Source organism: Allobaculum sp. (assembly GCF_047010065.1).
GTDB lineage: Bacteria > Bacillota_I > Bacilli_A > Erysipelotrichales > Erysipelotrichaceae > Allobaculum > Allobaculum fili.
This window is the reverse complement of the sequence record NZ_JBKXLD010000006.1, coordinates 9,143-26,161: the sequence shown is the minus strand read 5'-3', so window position 1 is coordinate 26,161 and position 17,019 is coordinate 9,143. Positions and strand designations below refer to the sequence as shown.

Sequence of the window (17,019 nt, the reverse complement as noted above, 5' to 3'; positions counted from 1 at the left end):
TTCTGTTGTTTTCTTCATCTTATCCCGAAGCGGCCACAAATGAGGAAATGATGAACGTTTGCCTGTTTTACGCAAAGGGAAGGGGTTTGAACGGCTGCCAGGGCATCGGAAAATGCGGGTCGAGGCCTGCGTGGAAGACGGAATTATCCACTTTCAAAGCGCAAAAAAGGCAAAGTCATCTTTTCTGTGAAGTTTTCTATGTTTTTTATAGTTTTTTCTTCCGAACGAATGTCAGTTTACGGTCGTAATCGGGAGGCCGCAAAACGGTCAATGGTAGACTAGTAGAGACAAGGAGGAATTTCTTATGAAACTCTACAAAAGTGCTCAGGGCGATGTAGTTGAAGTTGTACTGCCCGTGGACAAGGAACTTGATATTACCATTAACGGCGAACCAGCAGTGCTTCTCGAAGCCGGTTCTACCGATGCTGCGCTCGAAAAACACGTACCGGATGTAAAAGTAGAAGACGGCAAAGTCTCCGTACAGGTCGGCTCGACCAAGCACCCGATGCTTCCGGCGCACTGGATCACCAACATCTGGATGGAATATCCGGATGGATCCGTAGAAAAGCAGACTCTGTTTCCTGGTCAGGAACCAGTCGCTGTATTCGATGTCAAAGGACAGAGCGGCAAAGCAGCTGTCTACGAATACTGCAATCTGCACGGTCTCTGGAAAAAGGAAATCGATCTCTAGTCGGTCGCCCAAAACCCAGCGTACGTAAACGACTGCCCGGCTGCAATACCACACACGCACAAAACGATTCAAGCCTGAGTTTTCGAACGAACTTAGGCTTTTCGTTTTCTCTTTTTAAATCCATACGGATTGAAAAGAACGAAACGCGTATTTGTTTGTCCGCCCGCTTTCTCGCTTCTTACCATTTTTTTGTTCAGGCAACGCAATTCTTGAAAAACGCATGCTGCAAGATAATGGAAACAGAGAAAGACGATCTATAAACCGATCCATACAGGGAACGGTTCCCGCGGATCGATTCGCCGCTTTTTTCCGATTTGCCTCTTCTTTTTCACGTTCTTCCTTTGTTCTGGATTTCGTAAGAAAGCCAAACGAAGCGTTGAGCGGCGCGGAAAAGGATCGGATAGAAGAAGCGGAAAAGGGAACGAGTATAGATGGTCGAAATGGGAGGTTTACTATGAACGAAGAAAAAAGCACGATGCATCCCGAAACAGCCGAAACAACAAAAGACGAGAAAACAGTTCTCGATCAGGATATGAAAAAAGATCTGGCCAGCGCCGAAGAAAAAGCCAGTCAGGTTCGTGAAAGCGTAAAGACGGACTTCCAGCAGGCGGTCGATCAGGCCCATGCGAAAATGGCCGAAGCCGGCGCCTACGCGGAGGCCGCAAAAGAAGAAGCGCAAAAAGCCGAAGAACAGGTGAAAGCCGATTTCAGTCAGGCTGCTAAAGAAGCAGAAGCCGATTTTAATCAGGCATCGAAAGAAGCCGGTTCGCAGCTCGAAGACTACGCGCATCAGTTTGGCGAAGAAGTCGACCGACGTGCAGACGCCTTTGATGATCGCTTCAATGAACTTTCACAGGATGCCCGCGAAAAATTCGGCGAGTTCCGTGAAAAAGCTGTGGATCATGTCGGTGATTTCGCGCAGGAAATGCAGGACGATCCAAAAGCCGCTCTGATTGAAGCCGGCAAGGTGTTCCTGATGGTTGCCGGCGGCATCGCGCTGCTTCGTGCCCTGTTCGGCAAAAAATAGAATCAAGTACAGATATTGAATCAGTAAATATTGCTCGAGCAGACAGGGAATGAATTACGCTCCCTCAAGCCGGTCCCAGAAAGAAACGGACGGGCTTGAGGGAGCTTTTCTTGGGGAAATCTGTTGTTCCAGGTATTCTTTTTGGATCGAAAATTATCGCGGCCATTTTTGTGAGAAAGAAATTTTTGTGAGAAAGAAGATATATAGGACTGGATATAGACCGGATCCAGTTTAAAGTACTGGAAAGAATGTGTACAAAACAAGGACGTTTTGAACGTTCTGTCAAGCGAATACGGGCATAAATGGCGATTTTTGTATGAATTTGATCTTTGTTTCTGACGGTCGTATTTGATCCTTAAGATATTTTTTGCAACAATCAAACGGAAAAGGCAGCCGCTTGGCCGCCATTGAAAGGATCAGAACTATGAACACAGCAGACATTCAGGTCTGGAAAGATATTTTCAGTCAGCTTCAGACGAACATTCAGGACAACGATCAGATGATCCGAGAGATCAAGGAACAGATCGCTCTCCAGGAAGAACGTAACAAACAGGAAATCCAGAAAATGGTGCAGACTGCGACGAGCCAGAAAGAAGAACTCGAATCCCTGCTCGCTCAGGTCAGCCAGGACGGACTTTTTTCCCTTCCCGCCGACGAAGAAGCCAGAAACGCCTTCGAAAGCAGCCTGAAGGAACGCATCGAGCAGTGCACGCAGGTTATCGACTTCGCGCAGAGCCTGCTGGGCATGCCGGCCGCTTCGGAAGAAACGCTCGACAAGATCCGTCTGGGCAGCCGCAAGGACAAGGAAATCCAGGATGTGGTCGCCTCTGGTTTCTCGGAAAGAAGCCTGCTTGGCAACTGGATCCACTACTTCCAGAAAGATCTCTACACCTGCCAGAGCTTCTGGGACGATCATGAATTCAAGGAATACGACTTCCGCGGCAAGGAACTGATGGAAGAAAGAAGCGGCAGCTATGCGGTCGAAAACGGCAAGGTGCTGCTTACGTACCCAGACGGCAAGAAGATGGTCTATGTCGTAACCGGCTATTCCGATGACTGCCTCGACTATCTGATCTCCGGAACGCCGATCCGCTTCGACTACATGCCCGAGGACATTCTCAATACGCTGCTCGAAGAAAACGCCAACGCCTAACAAAAGCCCGCTCGAGCGGGAAAGAAAACGCTGCAGAAAATCGTCTGCACAAAATCAGCAGACAGAATTGATACAAGATGAAAAACAAAGCCGTCCTTTGAACCAAGGAAAACGTTCTTCCCAGTTCAGGGACGGCTTTTTGTCTGTGCATGCGGATTTATCCTTTCGGGCACGGGACAAGGGCCTTTGTACAAAGGATCGTATAATTGTACTGTCAAACAGGAGGCTGATGATTATGGCTGAAGAAATCAAAAAGTTTGAAGACAAGGTTCTGAGTGACGAAGTTCGTCATGACGAGCGTGAAATTGATAAGAAACGTGCGGACATGAATATGCATGTAGTGGAAGAGGACGCCGACAAGTCCAAATTCATGAAAGAGCTGCGTGAAAAAGAAATCGACCATGACGAAAAAGTGATCGAACGCAAAGAACAGGCAGCTGCCCGTCATGAAGAAAAAATCAAAGAAAACGAAAAGAAAATCAACGGCGTCGACTAAATCATCTCCATACAGACCCGTATGAATGCGGACCTTTTGCGGTCCGCTTTTTTCATGGAAATCGAGTGGAAAGCGGTTCTGTGCTTTTCAGCGCAGGAATCGGCTGTAAATTCGGAAATCGTGTAAGAAAAAGAACGGCCGTTCTGTTCTTGAAAAGCGAACAAATTGAGAAGCAAGGTCCAAGAATTGCAAGATCGGATGAAATTCCGCACTCTGAAAGCTAATTTCATGAAAATTTTTGAAAAGTCTTTTTTTACAATGACGCAGAATGTGTGAATTGTGTAGAATGTGTGCAATACGAAAAAAGGAGACATTTATCCAATGAAACTGCACAGATATTCCATTGCTGCACTGAGTGCTGCGCTCCTCTTTGCCGGATGTTCCGGAAATGGCGGCAGCTCCTCCACAGCCAGCAGCGCCGATGGTTCCAGTATCACCGCGGCAGCCGATGGCGCTTCCGATGTCAAGATCGGCATCCTCCAGTACACCGAACATCCCGCACTCGATGCGGCTGCTAAAGGCTTTGAAGATTATCTTAAGGAAAACGGCTATGCCGATGCGCAGATTACCTTCAACTCGGCACAGAACGAAGTGGCCAACTGCACATCCATTGCCCAGAAATACGTGAACGACAAAGTAGATCTGATCTACGCCGTCGCTACGCCGGCCGCGTAGGCTGCAGCCAACGAAACTAAGGACATTCCAATTGTCATTTCCGCGGTAACCGACCCTGCAGATTCCGGTCTGGTGGAAAGCAACGAAAAGCCAGGCAACAACGTAACCGGCTCTTCCGACCTCAACCCGATTGAAGCGCAGTTCGATCTGCTCAAGGAAATCGTACCGGATGCGAAAACCGTAGGTCTGCTCTACTGCAACGCCGAAAGCAACTCCGCGTTCCAGATTGAACTGGCGAAAAAAGAATGCGAAGCCCGCGGCCTTGAATTCGTGGAAGCTTCCGTAACCGACTCAAACCAGATTCAGCAGGTTGTTGAATCCCTTAACGGAAAAGTCGATGCCATCTACGTACCGACCGATAACCTGATGGCCGAAAGCATGGCGACTGTATCGCAGATCGCAACCGGCTTTGGCATCCCGACCATCGTCGGCGAAGAAGGCATGGTTTTAAACGGCGGACTTGCCACTTATGGTATTGACTACTACAAACTCGGACAGCTTGCCGGCGCACAGGCCGTAAGCATCCTCAAAGGCGAAAGCAAACCGGAAGACATGGCCATTGAATACCTGGCTACGGACGACTGCACGCTTTCCTTCAACTCCAAGACAGCAGAAAAACTCGGCCTCACGCTGCCGCAGTCCGTTGTTGACCGCGGTACAGACGTTACCGTTGAGGAATAGGAATGGCGCTTCTGTTTTCTCTGGAAGGTGCTATTGGACAGGGAATCCTCTGGGGCATCATGGCCCTGGGCGTATATATCACCTTCCGCCTGCTTGACTTTGCGGACCTGACCGTCGACGGCTCCTTCGCAACGGGAGCGGCCATCAGTTCGGCCCTCATCTTAATGGGCGTCAATCCGTATCTGACCGTACTGGCTGCGCTGATCGTTGGCTTTCTGGCCGGCGCAGTGACTGGCTTCTTCAATACGGTCTGCAAAATTCCGCCGATTCTTGCCGGTATTCTTTCCCAGATCGGTCTGTACTCCATCAACCTGATGATCATGGGCAAATCCAACATTCCGCTCATGAACGAAAGCACCTGCTTTTCCTGGCTGACCGATCACATCCCAGCCATGGGCTGGATCACCCCGGGCTATCTTTCCGTCATCTGCGTCGGCATTCTGTTTGTCATCGCAACGATTGCGCTGCTCTACTGGTTTTTCGGAACCGAACTCGGCGCGTCGGTTCGTGCGACGGGAAACAACCCGAACATGGTCCGTGCCAACGGCGTGTCGACCAACATGACCACGATGATCGCGCTCATGCTTTCCAATGGACTGATCGCCATGTCCGGCGCGCTGGTCTGCCAGCAGCAGGGCTACGCGGATGTCAAAATGGGCATCGGCGCCATCGTTATGGCTCTGGCTTCCATCGTTATCGGAGAAACCATTTTCGGACGCAAGGGCGGATTCCTCCGTCGTCTGATCTCCATCGTTGTCGGAAGCATTTTGTATCGAATCATTGTTTCGCTCGTTCTGCAGCTCGGTCTGAACCCGGACAACCTGAAGCTCTTTACAGCGCTGCTCGTAGCTGCAGCCCTGAGCATTCCGGTCGTTCTTGAACACCGCGCACAGACGTCCGCCTATAAGCGTCTGACCGAAGCGGTCGAAAGCGTGGAGGAGAAGTTCTGATGCTGAAAATCTCACATGTCTCCAAAACCTTTAACAAAGGCACCGTAAATGAAAAGAAAGCGATCAGCGATCTGAATCTTCACATTGAAGAAGGCCAGTTCGTTACCGTCATCGGCGGCAACGGCGCCGGCAAATCGACGCTGCTCAACCTGATCGCCGGCGTATATCCGCCAGACTGCGGGCACATCGTTCTCAACAATACCGACGTTTCGCTCATGCCGGAGCACAAGCGTGCCAAATTCATCGGCCGTGTCTTCCAGGACCCGCTGATGGGTACGGCAGCCGATATGGAAATCGGCGAAAACCTGGCTTTTGCGGCAAGACGCGGACAGGGACGTACCCTGCGCTGGGGAAATACCAAAAGCGAACAGCAGAAATACCGCGATCAGCTCGCTACGCTCGGACTCGGTCTGGAAACCCGCCTCACCAGCAAGGTCGGCCTGCTTTCCGGCGGCCAGCGCCAGGCGATTACGCTGCTCATGGCATCGCTTCAGAAGCCGGATCTGCTTCTGCTCGACGAGCATACCGCAGCGCTTGACCCGCTGACGGCTAAAAAAGTTCTCGATCTTACAGAAAAAATCGTCAGCGAAAATAAGCTGACGACGCTGATGATCACCCACAACATGAACGATGCGATCCGTCTGGGAAACCGTCTGATCATGATGTACAACGGAAAGATCATCTACGACGTAAGCGGTGACGAAAAAGCTTTGCTGACCGTAGAAGATCTCCACAACAAGTTCAAGGAAGCAGCCGGTACCGAATTTTCCGATGACCGCGCGGTCCTGATCTAACCCCGTATTCTGCGGCAGGAAACAGAAGAGCCTCCTTCTGGATCCTGCCGTTTTTCTATGGCCTTCTTACGCCATAAGAGAACGGCACGCAAATCGAGAGAGCAGGAGTGCAGGAATCGAGAGAGCAGAAGTGCGCGAATCGAGAAGGGAAGAGAGAACAGGCAAAACGGACGGAAAGAAAATGCCTGCCATACTAAAAATACAAATGTGCGCGTTCAATCTGTACGGATTTATGCATGAAAACGCTACATTTTAAAGCCGCTTCTGCGGCCAGCAAGTGCCGTTTTCTGAAACCAAATGAAAGAGCAGAAAAAGGCGATCCAGTCTACCCTTCGAAAGCCATTTCAGTCCGATTTTTTATCACGATTCGGACTGAAAGTAGCGGGTTTTGTCATGGTTTAAACCGGAAAAAAGGCAAACATTGCAAAAAGTGGGCAAAACCTTTCCATTTGACAATTCGACACAAATAGTGCATCTAATGCATCAAAAATGAAATCATTATTGAATAAAAGAAAACATAAATGTAAAGAAATTATTTCTACCCATGACGATTTCTCTATGAAAGCCCATACAATTTATCCCTCAAAAAGCACGCGGGCGGGTGTTTGAAAAGGCTACAAGTGCTATACTTTTAATGAAATTAGTTTCAGGAGGAAAACTATGGATAACAACAATATGCTCGCCATGATTCTGGCTGGCGGGCGCGGCTCCCGTTTGTATCAGCTGACGAATAAAACGGCAAAGCCTGCGGTATATTTTGGCGGAAAATACCGCATTATTGACTTCCCCCTCAGTAACTGTGCAAACTCGAACATCAACGTTGTCGGTGTTCTGACACAGTACGAACCTGTACAGCTCAACGCGTATGCGGGCGCTGGACAGCGCTGGGGTCTCGATACCCGCGGCAGCGGCGTATACGTCCTTCCGCCTAGTGAAAAAGACGACACCAAGTTCGGTGTTTATCAGGGTACCGCCGATGCGATCTACCAGAATATCGACTTCATCGACGAGTTCAATCCTGGATATGTTCTCATTCTGTCGGGTGACCATATCTACAAAATGAACTACGACAAAATGCTCGCAGCACATCGCCAGAACGACGCGGATCTGACCGTAGCCGTTCGCCCGGTTCCATGGGAAGAAGCGCCACGCTTTGGAATCATGAACTGCGACATGAACAACCACATTCTTGAGTTTGAGGAAAAACCTGCCGAACCAAAATCCAACCTGGCTTCCATGGGCATCTACATCTTCGACTGGCCGCTGCTGCGCGAAATCCTGATCGAAGATGCCAAGGACAAGGATTCCAAGCACGACTTCGGCATGAACATCATCCCGCGTCTGCTCGCTGACAAGAAGCGTCTGTTGGCCTACAACTTCAGCGGCTACTGGAAAGACGTTGGAACGATTGACTCCCTCTGGGAAGCCAACATGGACCTGATCGACCATAACGATGAACTCGACCTTGGCGATCAGGACTGGAAAATCTACACTTCCGATATTCCTGTACTTCCGCAGTACGTATCCCCGACTGGACGCGTTAAACACTGCTACATCAACCAGGGTGCTGTGATCCGTGGCGAAGCCGTGAACAGCGTTCTGTTCAACAACGTCACCATCATGGAAGGCGCTGAAGTAAAAGACAGCGTACTCATGCCTGGCTGCATTGTAGAAAAAGGTGCAAAAGTGTACCGCTCAATCGTTGCCGAAAAAGTTGTTGTCGGCGCCGGCTCCACTGTAGGTTCGCCGGATTCGGAACATATTTACCTGGCTTATCAGGACGTGAAAGGAGATAACTAATATGATTAACGCACTTGGTATTGTCGCCTTCACATCTCCTGCCATCTATGTCAGCGGCGTAGGTCAGTACCGTCCAATGGCAGCGTTCAACTATGTAGGACGCTACCGTCTGGTCGATATTCCAATTTCCAACATGACCAACTCCGGCATCCAGAACATTCAGGTTTACACCAACGGCGACCCGAAAGTTCTGTTTGACCACATTGGCAGTGCCCGTCACTACAACATCAACAACAAGCACGGTCACGTAGCGATTATTCCGGTAGGCTACAGCGGCCTTTCTCAGGAATATTCTTCCGACCTGCACGGCTACTACTCCAACCTGGATGAAATCGAAGAAGATAATCACGATTACGTGATCATCGCTCCGGTCAACTGGGTCTACAAGATCAACTTCCAGAATCTGCTTGCGAAACATATCGAATCCAAGGCAGACATCACGCTGCTTTACCATCATGAAATGAATTCCCGCGATGCCCGCGACTTTCTTAGCTCGAACGTTATCTTCAAAAACGAAGCCGGCGAATTCGATCACGTGGAAACGTACATCGGACAGCCGGAACTCGGCCCGCGTGGTGCAGAAATGGATGTATTCCTGGATACATACATCATCAACAAGAAAACGTTCCTGAAGATGGTGGAAGAAGGTCACGAATGCTCCGAACTGTACTGGCTGACTGACATGCTGAACTACGTTGCAGACAATCCAAAATGGGATGTCAAGATCAACATGGTCGACTACCCGCACGTAATCTTCCCGATCCTCAGCAAACGCACATACTTCAAGTCCAACATGGCAATGCTGAACGAAGCCAACATGAGCTTCTTCAACGATCCAAACTGGCCAATCTATACCCGTACCAACGATTCGCCTCCGACAATTTATCTGGGTGAAGGCACCGCTTCCGGCGCTCTGATCTCCAACGGATGCAAAATTGAAGGCAACGTTCAGGGTTCGATCATCGGACGTAACGTTACCGTCGGCAAAGGATCTCTGATCAACAACTGCCTGATTCTGCCGGGTGTTGAAATCGGCGACAACATCATGCTGACCAACTGCATTGTCGACAAGGACGCCAAGGTTGTTCTCAAGCACGAAGTAACCGGCAACGAAGAGAACCCGGTTTATCTCAAACGCAGAGGTAATTATTAATGGCTTCTATTTTAATGGCGGCTGCAGAAGGCCTTCCATTCGTTAAGACCGGCGGACTGGCCGATGTAATCGGTTCTCTGCCAGCCGCTCTTGCGGAAATGGGTCACGAAGTGAAAGTTGTTCTGCCGCTCTACAAAAAAATTGCAGAAAAGAATTTTCAGGATCTGACATACTGTGCTTCCTATACGGTAAACATCAACTACCGTGAAGTGCCGGTAACGATCTATTCCCAGACCGTGGGCAAAGTGGCTTACTTCTTTGTTCAGCACCAGGGCTATTTCGAACGAGATGCGCTCTACGGCTATCTGGATGACGGCGAACGTTTCGCTTACTTCCAGAAAGCTGTCATCGAAATGCTGAACCAGCTCAACTACTGGCCCAACATCATCCACTGCCACGACTGGCAGACCGGCATGATTCCGTGCATGGTTAAGGAAACGCATTCGAGCGATTCCCGCTATGCCAACATCAAGTTTGTCTACACGATCCACAACCTGCTCTTCCAGGGTAACTTTGGACCGGAAATGACCGACTCCTGCCTCGGCCTTCCATACTACCTGCTCGACAATGGCAACATCCGTTTCGACGGCGGCGTATCCTTCATGAAGTCCGGCATCCTCTACGCCGACAAGATCACGACCGTTTCGCCGACCTACTCGCAGGAAATCCTGACGCCGCAGTACGGCGAACATATGGAAGCCGTACTGAACATGCGCCGCTATGACCTGTGGGGCATCGTAAACGGTATCGATACGGCTGTATGGAACCCGAACACGGATCCGGCTCTGCCATATCATTACAACAAGATCACCATGTCCAAAGGCAAAGCCCAGGACAAGGCAGCGCTTCAGAAGGAACTCGGCCTGGAAGTCAATCCGCATGTTATGCTCGTCGGCGTAGTTTCCCGTCTGACCTACCAGAAGGGCTTCTACCTGATGCTCGAAAAGTTCCAGGAACTCGCTAATGCACCAATCCAGCTGGCGATTCTTGGTACCGGCGAAGACGCCATCCAGAACGCATTCCGCGATATGGAAAACCAGCATAAAGGCAAAGTCTGCTTCTATCGGGGCTACAACGAAGATCTCGCGCACCGCATTTACGCCGGCAGCGATCTCTTCCTGATGCCTTCTCTGTTTGAACCGTGCGGCCTCAGTCAGCTCTGCTCGCTGCGCTACGGCACACTGCCTCTGGTTCGTGAAACCGGCGGTCTGAAAGATACCGTTACGCCTTACAACGAGTTCGACAAGACTGGGAACGGCTTCAGCTTCTCCAACTACAACGCGGATGAAATGATGAACACGCTCAATAACGCGATCAATGTTTATTACAACCGGCCGGAAGACTGGAAAATTCTGCAGATGAACGCCATGAACAAAGATGTTTCCTGGCAGAATTCCGCTGAAGTGTACAACAGACTGTACGACACTCTGATGTAAGAATTACCCTATGTAAACGAAATGCTTCCTGCCATAATAAGCGGGAAGCATTTTTCATTTTGCGCGGATGGAACAGGACAGGAAAATCTGCGCAGACAGCCGTGAAAAAATGCACGAAACTGCCGCTCGAGAGCGGAATGTCTGGAGAAGAATGTCCGGAGAAGAGAGCCTATGGAAGAATCGTTTGAAAATCACTTTCTGGAACAGGGAAAAGGGGAAACCCTGATCCTGCTTCATGGAAACGGGGAAGAAAGCAGCTATTTTGAAAAGCAGATCGAAGAATTCTCCAGATATTATCGCGTGATCGCAATCGATACGCGCGGACATGGAAAGACGCTCCGAGGCAGAGCTCCATTTACCATTCGTCAGTTTGCACAGGATCTGAAGGCGTTCATGGATCAGCACAATATTGTCCGGGCGAATCTTCTCGGCTTTTCCGACGGGGCCAACATCGCCATGATTTTTGCGATGAAATATCCTGATCGCATCGACCGGCTCATTCTGGACGGCGGAAATCTGACCCCGGACGGTGTTCGGTCTGGCACACAGATTCCTATTGAAATCGGGTACAGAATGGCCAGTTTCTTTAAAAAGTTCAGTCCAAAAGCCAGAACAACTGCGGAACTGCTGGGACTGATGGTGAACGATCCGAATATTAATCCAGAGGATCTGACGAAGATTCAGGCACCGACGCTGGTCCTTGCAGGAACACGTGATGTCATTAAGGCTTCCCATACAAAAGCAATTGCCAAAGCCATCCCAGATTCCAGACTTGTCTTTATAACCGGCGATCATTATGTGGCTGCAAGAAATCCGCAGACGTTTAATGCAGCCGTTCTTCACTTTTTAAAACCGGAGATCACGCCGTCCGGCAAAAAGGAGTGTTTATGAAAACGGAAGATATCCTTTCCAGTCCAAATCCAAGTTCTAAAAGAGACACCAGCAGCTGTACCGGATTAGCCGAATCTGAGAAGGTTGAAGCGTCCAGTCTCGAAGGAAAAACAATTCTGGTCAGCGCCTGTCTGCTCGGTGAGAAGTGCCGCTATGACGGGAAAAGCTGCCGGGATGAGGCGGTTATCGCATTAGGTAAACGCAATACGCTGATTCCGGTCTGCCCGGAATGTCTTTCCGGTCTTCCTACACCGCGAAAGCCTATGGAAATTCTCGAAGATCGAGTACGGACAAAAGACGGAGACGATCTGACGGCGACCATGGAAGGCGGCATCGATAAGGCTATGGAAATCGTAAAGGAGAAACAGCCGGATCTGGCTATTTTGATGGAACGGTCGCCTTCCTGCGGAAGTTCCATTATTTATGACGGTACATTTTCATCCAGACTCATTCCTGGGAAAGGTTTATTTACGCGCAAACTGGAAAAAGAGGGAATTCAGGTTGTCGGAAATCACGCACTTCAAGGTTGTTAAAACTATCAGGTTGCTTTAAAATCAGATTGTAAGCGATTCAGGAGGAAATGAATCATGAAACAAGCAACAGTTAAGGTTATTGACCCGGTAGGACTTCACGCACGTCCTGCTACAGTGGCCGTAAACGCAGCCAGCGGATGCAAGAGCGATGTCGTTCTGAACTTCAAAGGACGCGAATCCAACATGAAGTCCATCATGGGCGTTATGTCCCTGGGCATCCCGACACAGGCCGAAATCGTTATCTCCGCTACTGGTGACGACGAAGACGAAGCCATCGACAACATCGTTAACGCACTGCGCGCACAGAAAGTCATTGAATAATCCGACACAGAAAAAAGGCTCTCCGGAGCCCTTTTTCTTTATCTGGAGATCACAGACCGCAAGCAGGTCTGGCCAGTCGGATGGACTGTGCGTTTTGCCGGTTTGTAACCAGATGTTTTCAAAGAATTCCCGCTTATTGCCTTGCCGTCCGGTCGATTCACACGCAGAAAAGGATTCCGAAAATAAACAGTTTGAAATCAATCTTTTTCATTGAGTAGAACTTTCCCAATCAGCTAAACTATACGGTCGGATTTTTGCGTGGACGACCACGTTTCCTTTTGGGCTGGTCTACTGGATCTGGTCGTGGAATCAGATCCAGTTTTTGAAGAATTTCTATCTGACCAGGATTCATCTTGATCAGTTCCCACTCATTATCATTTTTTATTCTTTTGCCTCTTTGCAGGATATGCATGATTTTCTTATAGCTCATGTCCTCAAGGAGGCCTTTTTCGTCGAACAGGTTCAAAAGTCTGAACGTGATGACGGTCGACAGAAAATCAATGAATTCGCTGCCGATCACTGAGTAGTCATCATGGACTCTGGTTACATCAAAGCCGAGGGCGTTCTTGTAGTACCGCATAACGATCTCGATTTGCCAGCGATAACTATAGGTCTTCCAGGCATCTTCCGGAGACAGATCGACATCTGATTCAAAGACCACTGTTCCAAATGTACGCTTTTTCTTTTCGTATTCTTCGAAATCGTACTTATCTTTACGATGCTTATCCAGCCAGTCCGTCTCCTCCTGAGCCGCTCTTCTCGGATCACGGAAACTGTAGAGCCATTTTCCCTTATTGGACAGCTTCTCTTTCTTAAACTGAATCGGTTCCATCTGCCCAAGAAAGCCGCAGCAGCCTTCGATCACGCCCTCGAAGTTATACATCTCATGATCGAAGGCAAGCTTGGCATTCCGATGAAGCGGGTTGAAGTAATGAAGCTGCGGGCAGTCTTTAAGGACTTCTTCGATCGATTTGACGGGAAACCCTTTATCACCAACCATAATTCCGCTTTGAATACCGTTCTGTTTCACAAAACTGTCATAGGATGTCAGATCGAGCATATTGCCGGGAAAGCACTGCGAACAGATGGGCTCCATTTTTTCCAGATCAAATGCATAAAGTACGGAAATATCCCGTCTTCCTTTCAGTCTGGCTTTTCTGGAAAATTCCGAAAGCGTGTTTTGTCTGGAGTCGTTCGACTTCAGTGTTCCATCGATCAGAAGATGATCATCAATCCCAACTTTGGCTGCCCGGTTTTTCATGAACTTCAGAATTCGGTTGCACGTTTTACCAAGATCTTTTTGAAATGTACTGATCGTATTCTTGCTCATCGCGGTTTCTGGCATCAGCTCCGTCAGAAACGACTCATCGTAACTCTCTTTGAGTTCGCAGTCTTTGATATGCGGATAGCAGACGCGAAGAATGGCCATGCACAGAATCTTATCTGCATCCTGACGATTATAGACCTGAAGCAGTTCATCCAACAGGTCAGCGGACAGCCTGAAACAGAGTTCAACATTGGCCCAGTCCCTGAGAACCGTCTCAGATGTATGAACAGCAGAGGAAGACGGTTCTTCAAGAGGTACGAACTTACCGTTAATAATGTGGCCGATGGTAGGGCCATCGACCGGATAACAATGGCCGTTCTTGCGGACACAGCCGACTCGCTGCTTGACAGCGTATCGATCCTTGTTTTTTCCATAGGCATAGACAATCGAATTTTTGGGACGTGGGACGGCACGAATCTCAGCTGGGACAGACATTTTTGGCTCCTTTTCGTATAGTGTATTTATATCTGTCTTATATCATTAAATAATCTATACAGGGAGGATTTTTATAATAAAAATGAAATTTCAAAGAATCAAATTGATTTACGATTTTTGCTTAATAATGCTTGTTAATCGCATGTCTGGTCATGAAGCCAGGCAGAATTAAAAGAGAGCCTCGAAAAAAAGGCTCTCTAATGAGATAAAATTTCAAAAACGAGCGATTTGTATAGTTAAGCTCGTTGGGAAAGTTCTAGAGGAATAAAAAATGAATTTCAAAGATCCATATAGAAATCTTTTAAGAAAAAGAATAGCTGTTTCCGATGAAGCCATTACCTTCAGCGAGCTTTTCATCAAGGATACAGTACATTTATTTGCGGCTAACATTCCCGACGCCATGCACTTCTTAAAAAACAATTGCACGGAAGACGAGTATTCATGGATCAGCGAAATCATTGACGATAGTGCAGAACAGTCGAAAAGTGTTGAACTCATTGAGGCATATAAGAATCTGGCTGAAAAATATCCAGAAGAAACGAAGAGCTACAATATAAAATCATTCATTAATTCCGCTATGGCCATTGCTGAGTCCTGGCAGGAGGATGAAGACTAGTCTTCTAAACTCAATCTAGTACAAAAAATCGCACGTAAATCGCACATCAAAACAAAATAAAAACCCGATAGGCTTTACCTACCGGGATATTTGTTAAGTGGTGCGGACGATGCGAGTCTTTAGATCGTGTTTTCACGTGTTTCAAAGTTACTTATTTAAAGCTGTTTTAACTCTTTTTCAAGATTGTTTTATCTCTTTTTTGGAAAAAATCGCACACGAATCGCACATAATATCTCTCTCACCTGCCCCTTTAACCAAAACTCTTTACATATATGTGCATATATGTTATTATGATCATGTAAGGAGGGTAACAGGTGACCACCAAAGAATTCGAAAAGCTTTTAAAAAAATCCGGATTCACAAAAATGAAAGGACGTGGAAAAGGATCTCATCAATATTGGACCGACGGAAATCATTTCGTCACCGTCCAAAATCATAAAGGTGATTTTCCAAAAGGAACGCTAAATGCAATGATGAAGCAGGCGGGGCTGAAATAGCCCCAACCTGCCATCTGTTGCCCTCTATAAGAAAGGAAGTTTATATGTTTTATATTTATCCCGCAGTTTTTGATAAGGAAGATGATTACTATAATGTATGTTTTCCTGACCTCCCTGGCTGTCTGACCTACGGTTGCGGCCAGGAGCAAGCGTTATTGCTTGCTGAAGATGCTCTCGCTACCTGGATTGGTCTTGGTGAACAAAACATCTCCACAAATCTGCCGGCGCCATCGGATATTGTAAGTTTGCCGGCTCCCGTAAATGGCTTTGTTTCATTGGTACATGCCCAATTTCACTTGCCTGCCGAAGTAGGATTGGAGGTAGAGGACGAAGATGCCGCGTAAAGCAAGAAGTGATCAACCATTTGACCAAAGCAAATATATTCAGTCTTGGTCTAAGGAAAATATGGGTAGGATTACCGCTCAATACAAAAAAGAATTTGTCTTAGAGTTCAAAGAAGCCTGTGCAGCTCTTGGCTTGAAGCAATCGGAAGTGTTTCGGAAAGCGATGGAAAATGTAATTGAAGAGGCAAAAGCTGAGAAACCTAAATAATCGACTCAAATAAAAACGACCCGGGCAGCCGCCCGGGTTTCTTAGCATAACAATTGTGTAGAAAATGTGTAGATTTATAAGTAAGCGTCAAATAAAAGACGGGTATTTTCTCGACCGCCTCCTTGGGATAATTCCTTTATTCAAGGAGGCTTTTTCATGGAATCAATCATCCCTGCAATCGATCTCGGTATCGATTTCTCCAAAGTTAAAAACATCTATCTGGCTCAGATGCCTGCTGACCTTCGCAAAGGAATTGACGGTTACGTCTCCCTGGTTCAAGGACCTCTCGCTCTGGATCCGCTGGATGGATCCCTCTTTCTCTTCGTTAATCGACAGAAGAACAAGATCAAAGGTATCCTTCGTGACGGAAATGGATTCTGGCTTGTTTATAAGCGACTCTCCAGATCTTCCCTTCAGTGGCCTGTCAGCACTGACCAGTCCGACTTCATGCGAATTGACTGTTCGCAGCTGGCTTCTCTGCTTTCCGGTCTGTCGATTGTTCCCCAGCCGGCATTTCTGCCACGAACTTATAAGTATGTTTAAACCAATTTAAAAGGATGATTTTCTTGAAGGAATATCAAGATAAATCATCCCATTTACTTTATCTATCGCTCTAAATATGTTAAAATTAATACATGAATGTGCCGAACCCTTACCAGACAATCCGCAACGAGCTCCTCGAAGATCTTCATCATCAGATCAGCACCATGACGGAAGAAGAGAAAGACAAATTTATTGAGGATATGTACCTGGATCTCTATTTCGCTAAAGAAATCAATAAAGCCGTGAAAAGCGGCCGCTTTGGTCCTTCTACGGAAAAGATGGTTCCCTTGAAACTGGATTACTCTGAAAACGAGGACGGCGGCCCAGATATCAATATTCTGAATAAACAGCTGGCTCAGCTTGATCTGAAAGCCGATGTTTGTTTTAACCGGGCTGCGAAATATCAGGAAGAGGGAGACCGCTATCGTAAAGAAGCTGAAGATTTAAA

Annotated in this window: 19 protein-coding genes and 1 pseudogene; 19 read left to right on the top strand and 1 reads right to left on the bottom strand. The window is 47.8% G+C overall.

Annotation, left to right across the window (positions count from 1 at the left end; genetic code table 11):
* The first annotated feature begins 304 nt into the window (after nucleotides 1-304).
* From ACLUYS_RS01235 to ACLUYS_RS01175, 13 genes and pseudogenes are all read left to right on the top strand, one after another.
* The gene (locus tag ACLUYS_RS01235; protein ID WP_230268208.1) at nucleotides 305-691 is read left to right on the top strand and encodes a desulfoferrodoxin family protein; all 387 of its coding nucleotides are present in this window, start codon (nucleotides 305-307) and stop codon (nucleotides 689-691) included.
* A 454-nt stretch (nucleotides 692-1,145) separates the two neighbouring features.
* Nucleotides 1,146-1,718: a hypothetical protein gene (locus ACLUYS_RS01230; protein ID WP_230268207.1), complete on the top strand. Its 573-nt coding sequence runs from the start codon at nucleotides 1,146-1,148 to the stop codon at nucleotides 1,716-1,718.
* 424 nt (nucleotides 1,719-2,142) lie between these two features.
* Nucleotides 2,143-2,871 carry a hypothetical protein gene (locus ACLUYS_RS01225; RefSeq protein ID WP_288821079.1) on the top strand — a complete coding sequence of 243 codons (729 nt, stop codon included), beginning with the start codon at nucleotides 2,143-2,145 and terminating at the stop codon, nucleotides 2,869-2,871.
* A 235-nt stretch (nucleotides 2,872-3,106) separates the two neighbouring features.
* Complete coding sequence (locus ACLUYS_RS01220; protein ID WP_412658719.1) at nucleotides 3,107-3,367, top strand: hypothetical protein; 261 nt, start codon at nucleotides 3,107-3,109, stop codon at nucleotides 3,365-3,367.
* Between the two features lie 321 nt (nucleotides 3,368-3,688).
* Nucleotides 3,689-4,723 (top strand): annotated as a pseudogene (locus tag ACLUYS_RS01215) (ABC transporter substrate-binding protein).
* Between the two features lie 2 nt (nucleotides 4,724-4,725).
* A complete protein-coding gene (locus ACLUYS_RS01210) occupies nucleotides 4,726-5,673 on the top strand; it encodes an ABC transporter permease (RefSeq protein WP_230268203.1) in 948 nt (315 codons plus the stop codon).
* The gene (locus ACLUYS_RS01205; protein ID WP_230268202.1) at nucleotides 5,673-6,467 is read left to right on the top strand and encodes an ABC transporter ATP-binding protein; all 795 of its coding nucleotides are present in this window, start codon (nucleotides 5,673-5,675) and stop codon (nucleotides 6,465-6,467) included. Before ACLUYS_RS01210 ends, ACLUYS_RS01205 begins: the two co-directional genes overlap by 1 nt.
* Nucleotides 6,468-7,127: 660 nt before the next feature.
* Nucleotides 7,128-8,267, top strand: a complete 1,140-nt coding sequence (locus ACLUYS_RS01200) for a glucose-1-phosphate adenylyltransferase (RefSeq protein WP_412658718.1) — start codon at nucleotides 7,128-7,130, stop codon at nucleotides 8,265-8,267.
* 1 nt (nucleotide 8,268) lies between these two features.
* Complete coding sequence (locus ACLUYS_RS01195) at nucleotides 8,269-9,420, top strand: sugar phosphate nucleotidyltransferase (protein ID WP_288338944.1); 1,152 nt, start codon at nucleotides 8,269-8,271, stop codon at nucleotides 9,418-9,420.
* A complete protein-coding gene (gene glgA, locus ACLUYS_RS01190; protein ID WP_288338945.1) occupies nucleotides 9,420-10,856 on the top strand; it encodes a glycogen synthase GlgA in 1,437 nt (478 codons plus the stop codon). Before ACLUYS_RS01195 ends, glgA begins: the two co-directional genes overlap by 1 nt.
* A gap of 171 nt (nucleotides 10,857-11,027) precedes the next feature.
* Complete coding sequence (locus ACLUYS_RS01185; RefSeq protein WP_412658717.1) at nucleotides 11,028-11,747, top strand: alpha/beta fold hydrolase; 720 nt, start codon at nucleotides 11,028-11,030, stop codon at nucleotides 11,745-11,747.
* Nucleotides 11,744-12,280: a DUF523 domain-containing protein gene (locus ACLUYS_RS01180; protein ID WP_288338947.1), complete on the top strand. Its 537-nt coding sequence runs from the start codon at nucleotides 11,744-11,746 to the stop codon at nucleotides 12,278-12,280. Before ACLUYS_RS01185 ends, ACLUYS_RS01180 begins: the two co-directional genes overlap by 4 nt.
* Nucleotides 12,281-12,334: 54 nt before the next feature.
* Nucleotides 12,335-12,601 carry an HPr family phosphocarrier protein gene (locus ACLUYS_RS01175; protein WP_230268196.1) on the top strand — a complete coding sequence of 89 codons (267 nt, stop codon included), beginning with the start codon at nucleotides 12,335-12,337 and terminating at the stop codon, nucleotides 12,599-12,601.
* A 238-nt stretch (nucleotides 12,602-12,839) separates the two neighbouring features.
* Here ACLUYS_RS01175 and ACLUYS_RS01170 read toward each other — a convergent pair whose 3' ends face one another.
* Entirely contained in the window at nucleotides 12,840-14,363 is a 1,524-nt protein-coding gene (locus tag ACLUYS_RS01170; protein WP_412658716.1) for a transposase, read from the bottom strand.
* A gap of 271 nt (nucleotides 14,364-14,634) precedes the next feature.
* On the opposite strand from ACLUYS_RS01170, the gene ACLUYS_RS01165 reads away from it, so the two are divergent.
* From ACLUYS_RS01165 to ACLUYS_RS01140, 6 genes are all read left to right on the top strand, one after another.
* The gene (locus ACLUYS_RS01165) at nucleotides 14,635-14,979 is read left to right on the top strand and encodes a hypothetical protein (RefSeq protein ID WP_230266931.1); all 345 of its coding nucleotides are present in this window, start codon (nucleotides 14,635-14,637) and stop codon (nucleotides 14,977-14,979) included.
* 314 nt (nucleotides 14,980-15,293) lie between these two features.
* Nucleotides 15,294-15,476 (top strand): type II toxin-antitoxin system HicA family toxin, encoded by a 183-nt coding sequence (locus tag ACLUYS_RS01160; RefSeq protein ID WP_412658714.1) that lies wholly within the window; start codon nucleotides 15,294-15,296, stop codon nucleotides 15,474-15,476.
* A 44-nt stretch (nucleotides 15,477-15,520) separates the two neighbouring features.
* Nucleotides 15,521-15,820, top strand: coding sequence for a type II toxin-antitoxin system HicB family antitoxin (locus tag ACLUYS_RS01155; RefSeq protein ID WP_412658712.1), 300 nt, complete (start codon nucleotides 15,521-15,523; stop codon nucleotides 15,818-15,820).
* Entirely contained in the window at nucleotides 15,810-16,028 is a 219-nt protein-coding gene (locus ACLUYS_RS01150; RefSeq protein ID WP_412658711.1) for a hypothetical protein, read from the top strand. The genes ACLUYS_RS01155 and ACLUYS_RS01150 overlap by 11 nt, the downstream gene beginning before the upstream one ends.
* 156 nt (nucleotides 16,029-16,184) lie before the next feature.
* Nucleotides 16,185-16,571, top strand: a complete 387-nt coding sequence (gene tnpB, locus ACLUYS_RS01145) for an IS66 family insertion sequence element accessory protein TnpB (RefSeq protein ID WP_230268547.1) — start codon at nucleotides 16,185-16,187, stop codon at nucleotides 16,569-16,571.
* Nucleotides 16,572-16,663: 92 nt separating this feature from the next.
* Nucleotides 16,664-17,019, top strand: a 356-nt coding sequence (locus ACLUYS_RS01140; protein WP_412658710.1) for a hypothetical protein, incomplete at its 3' end; no start/stop codon positions are given.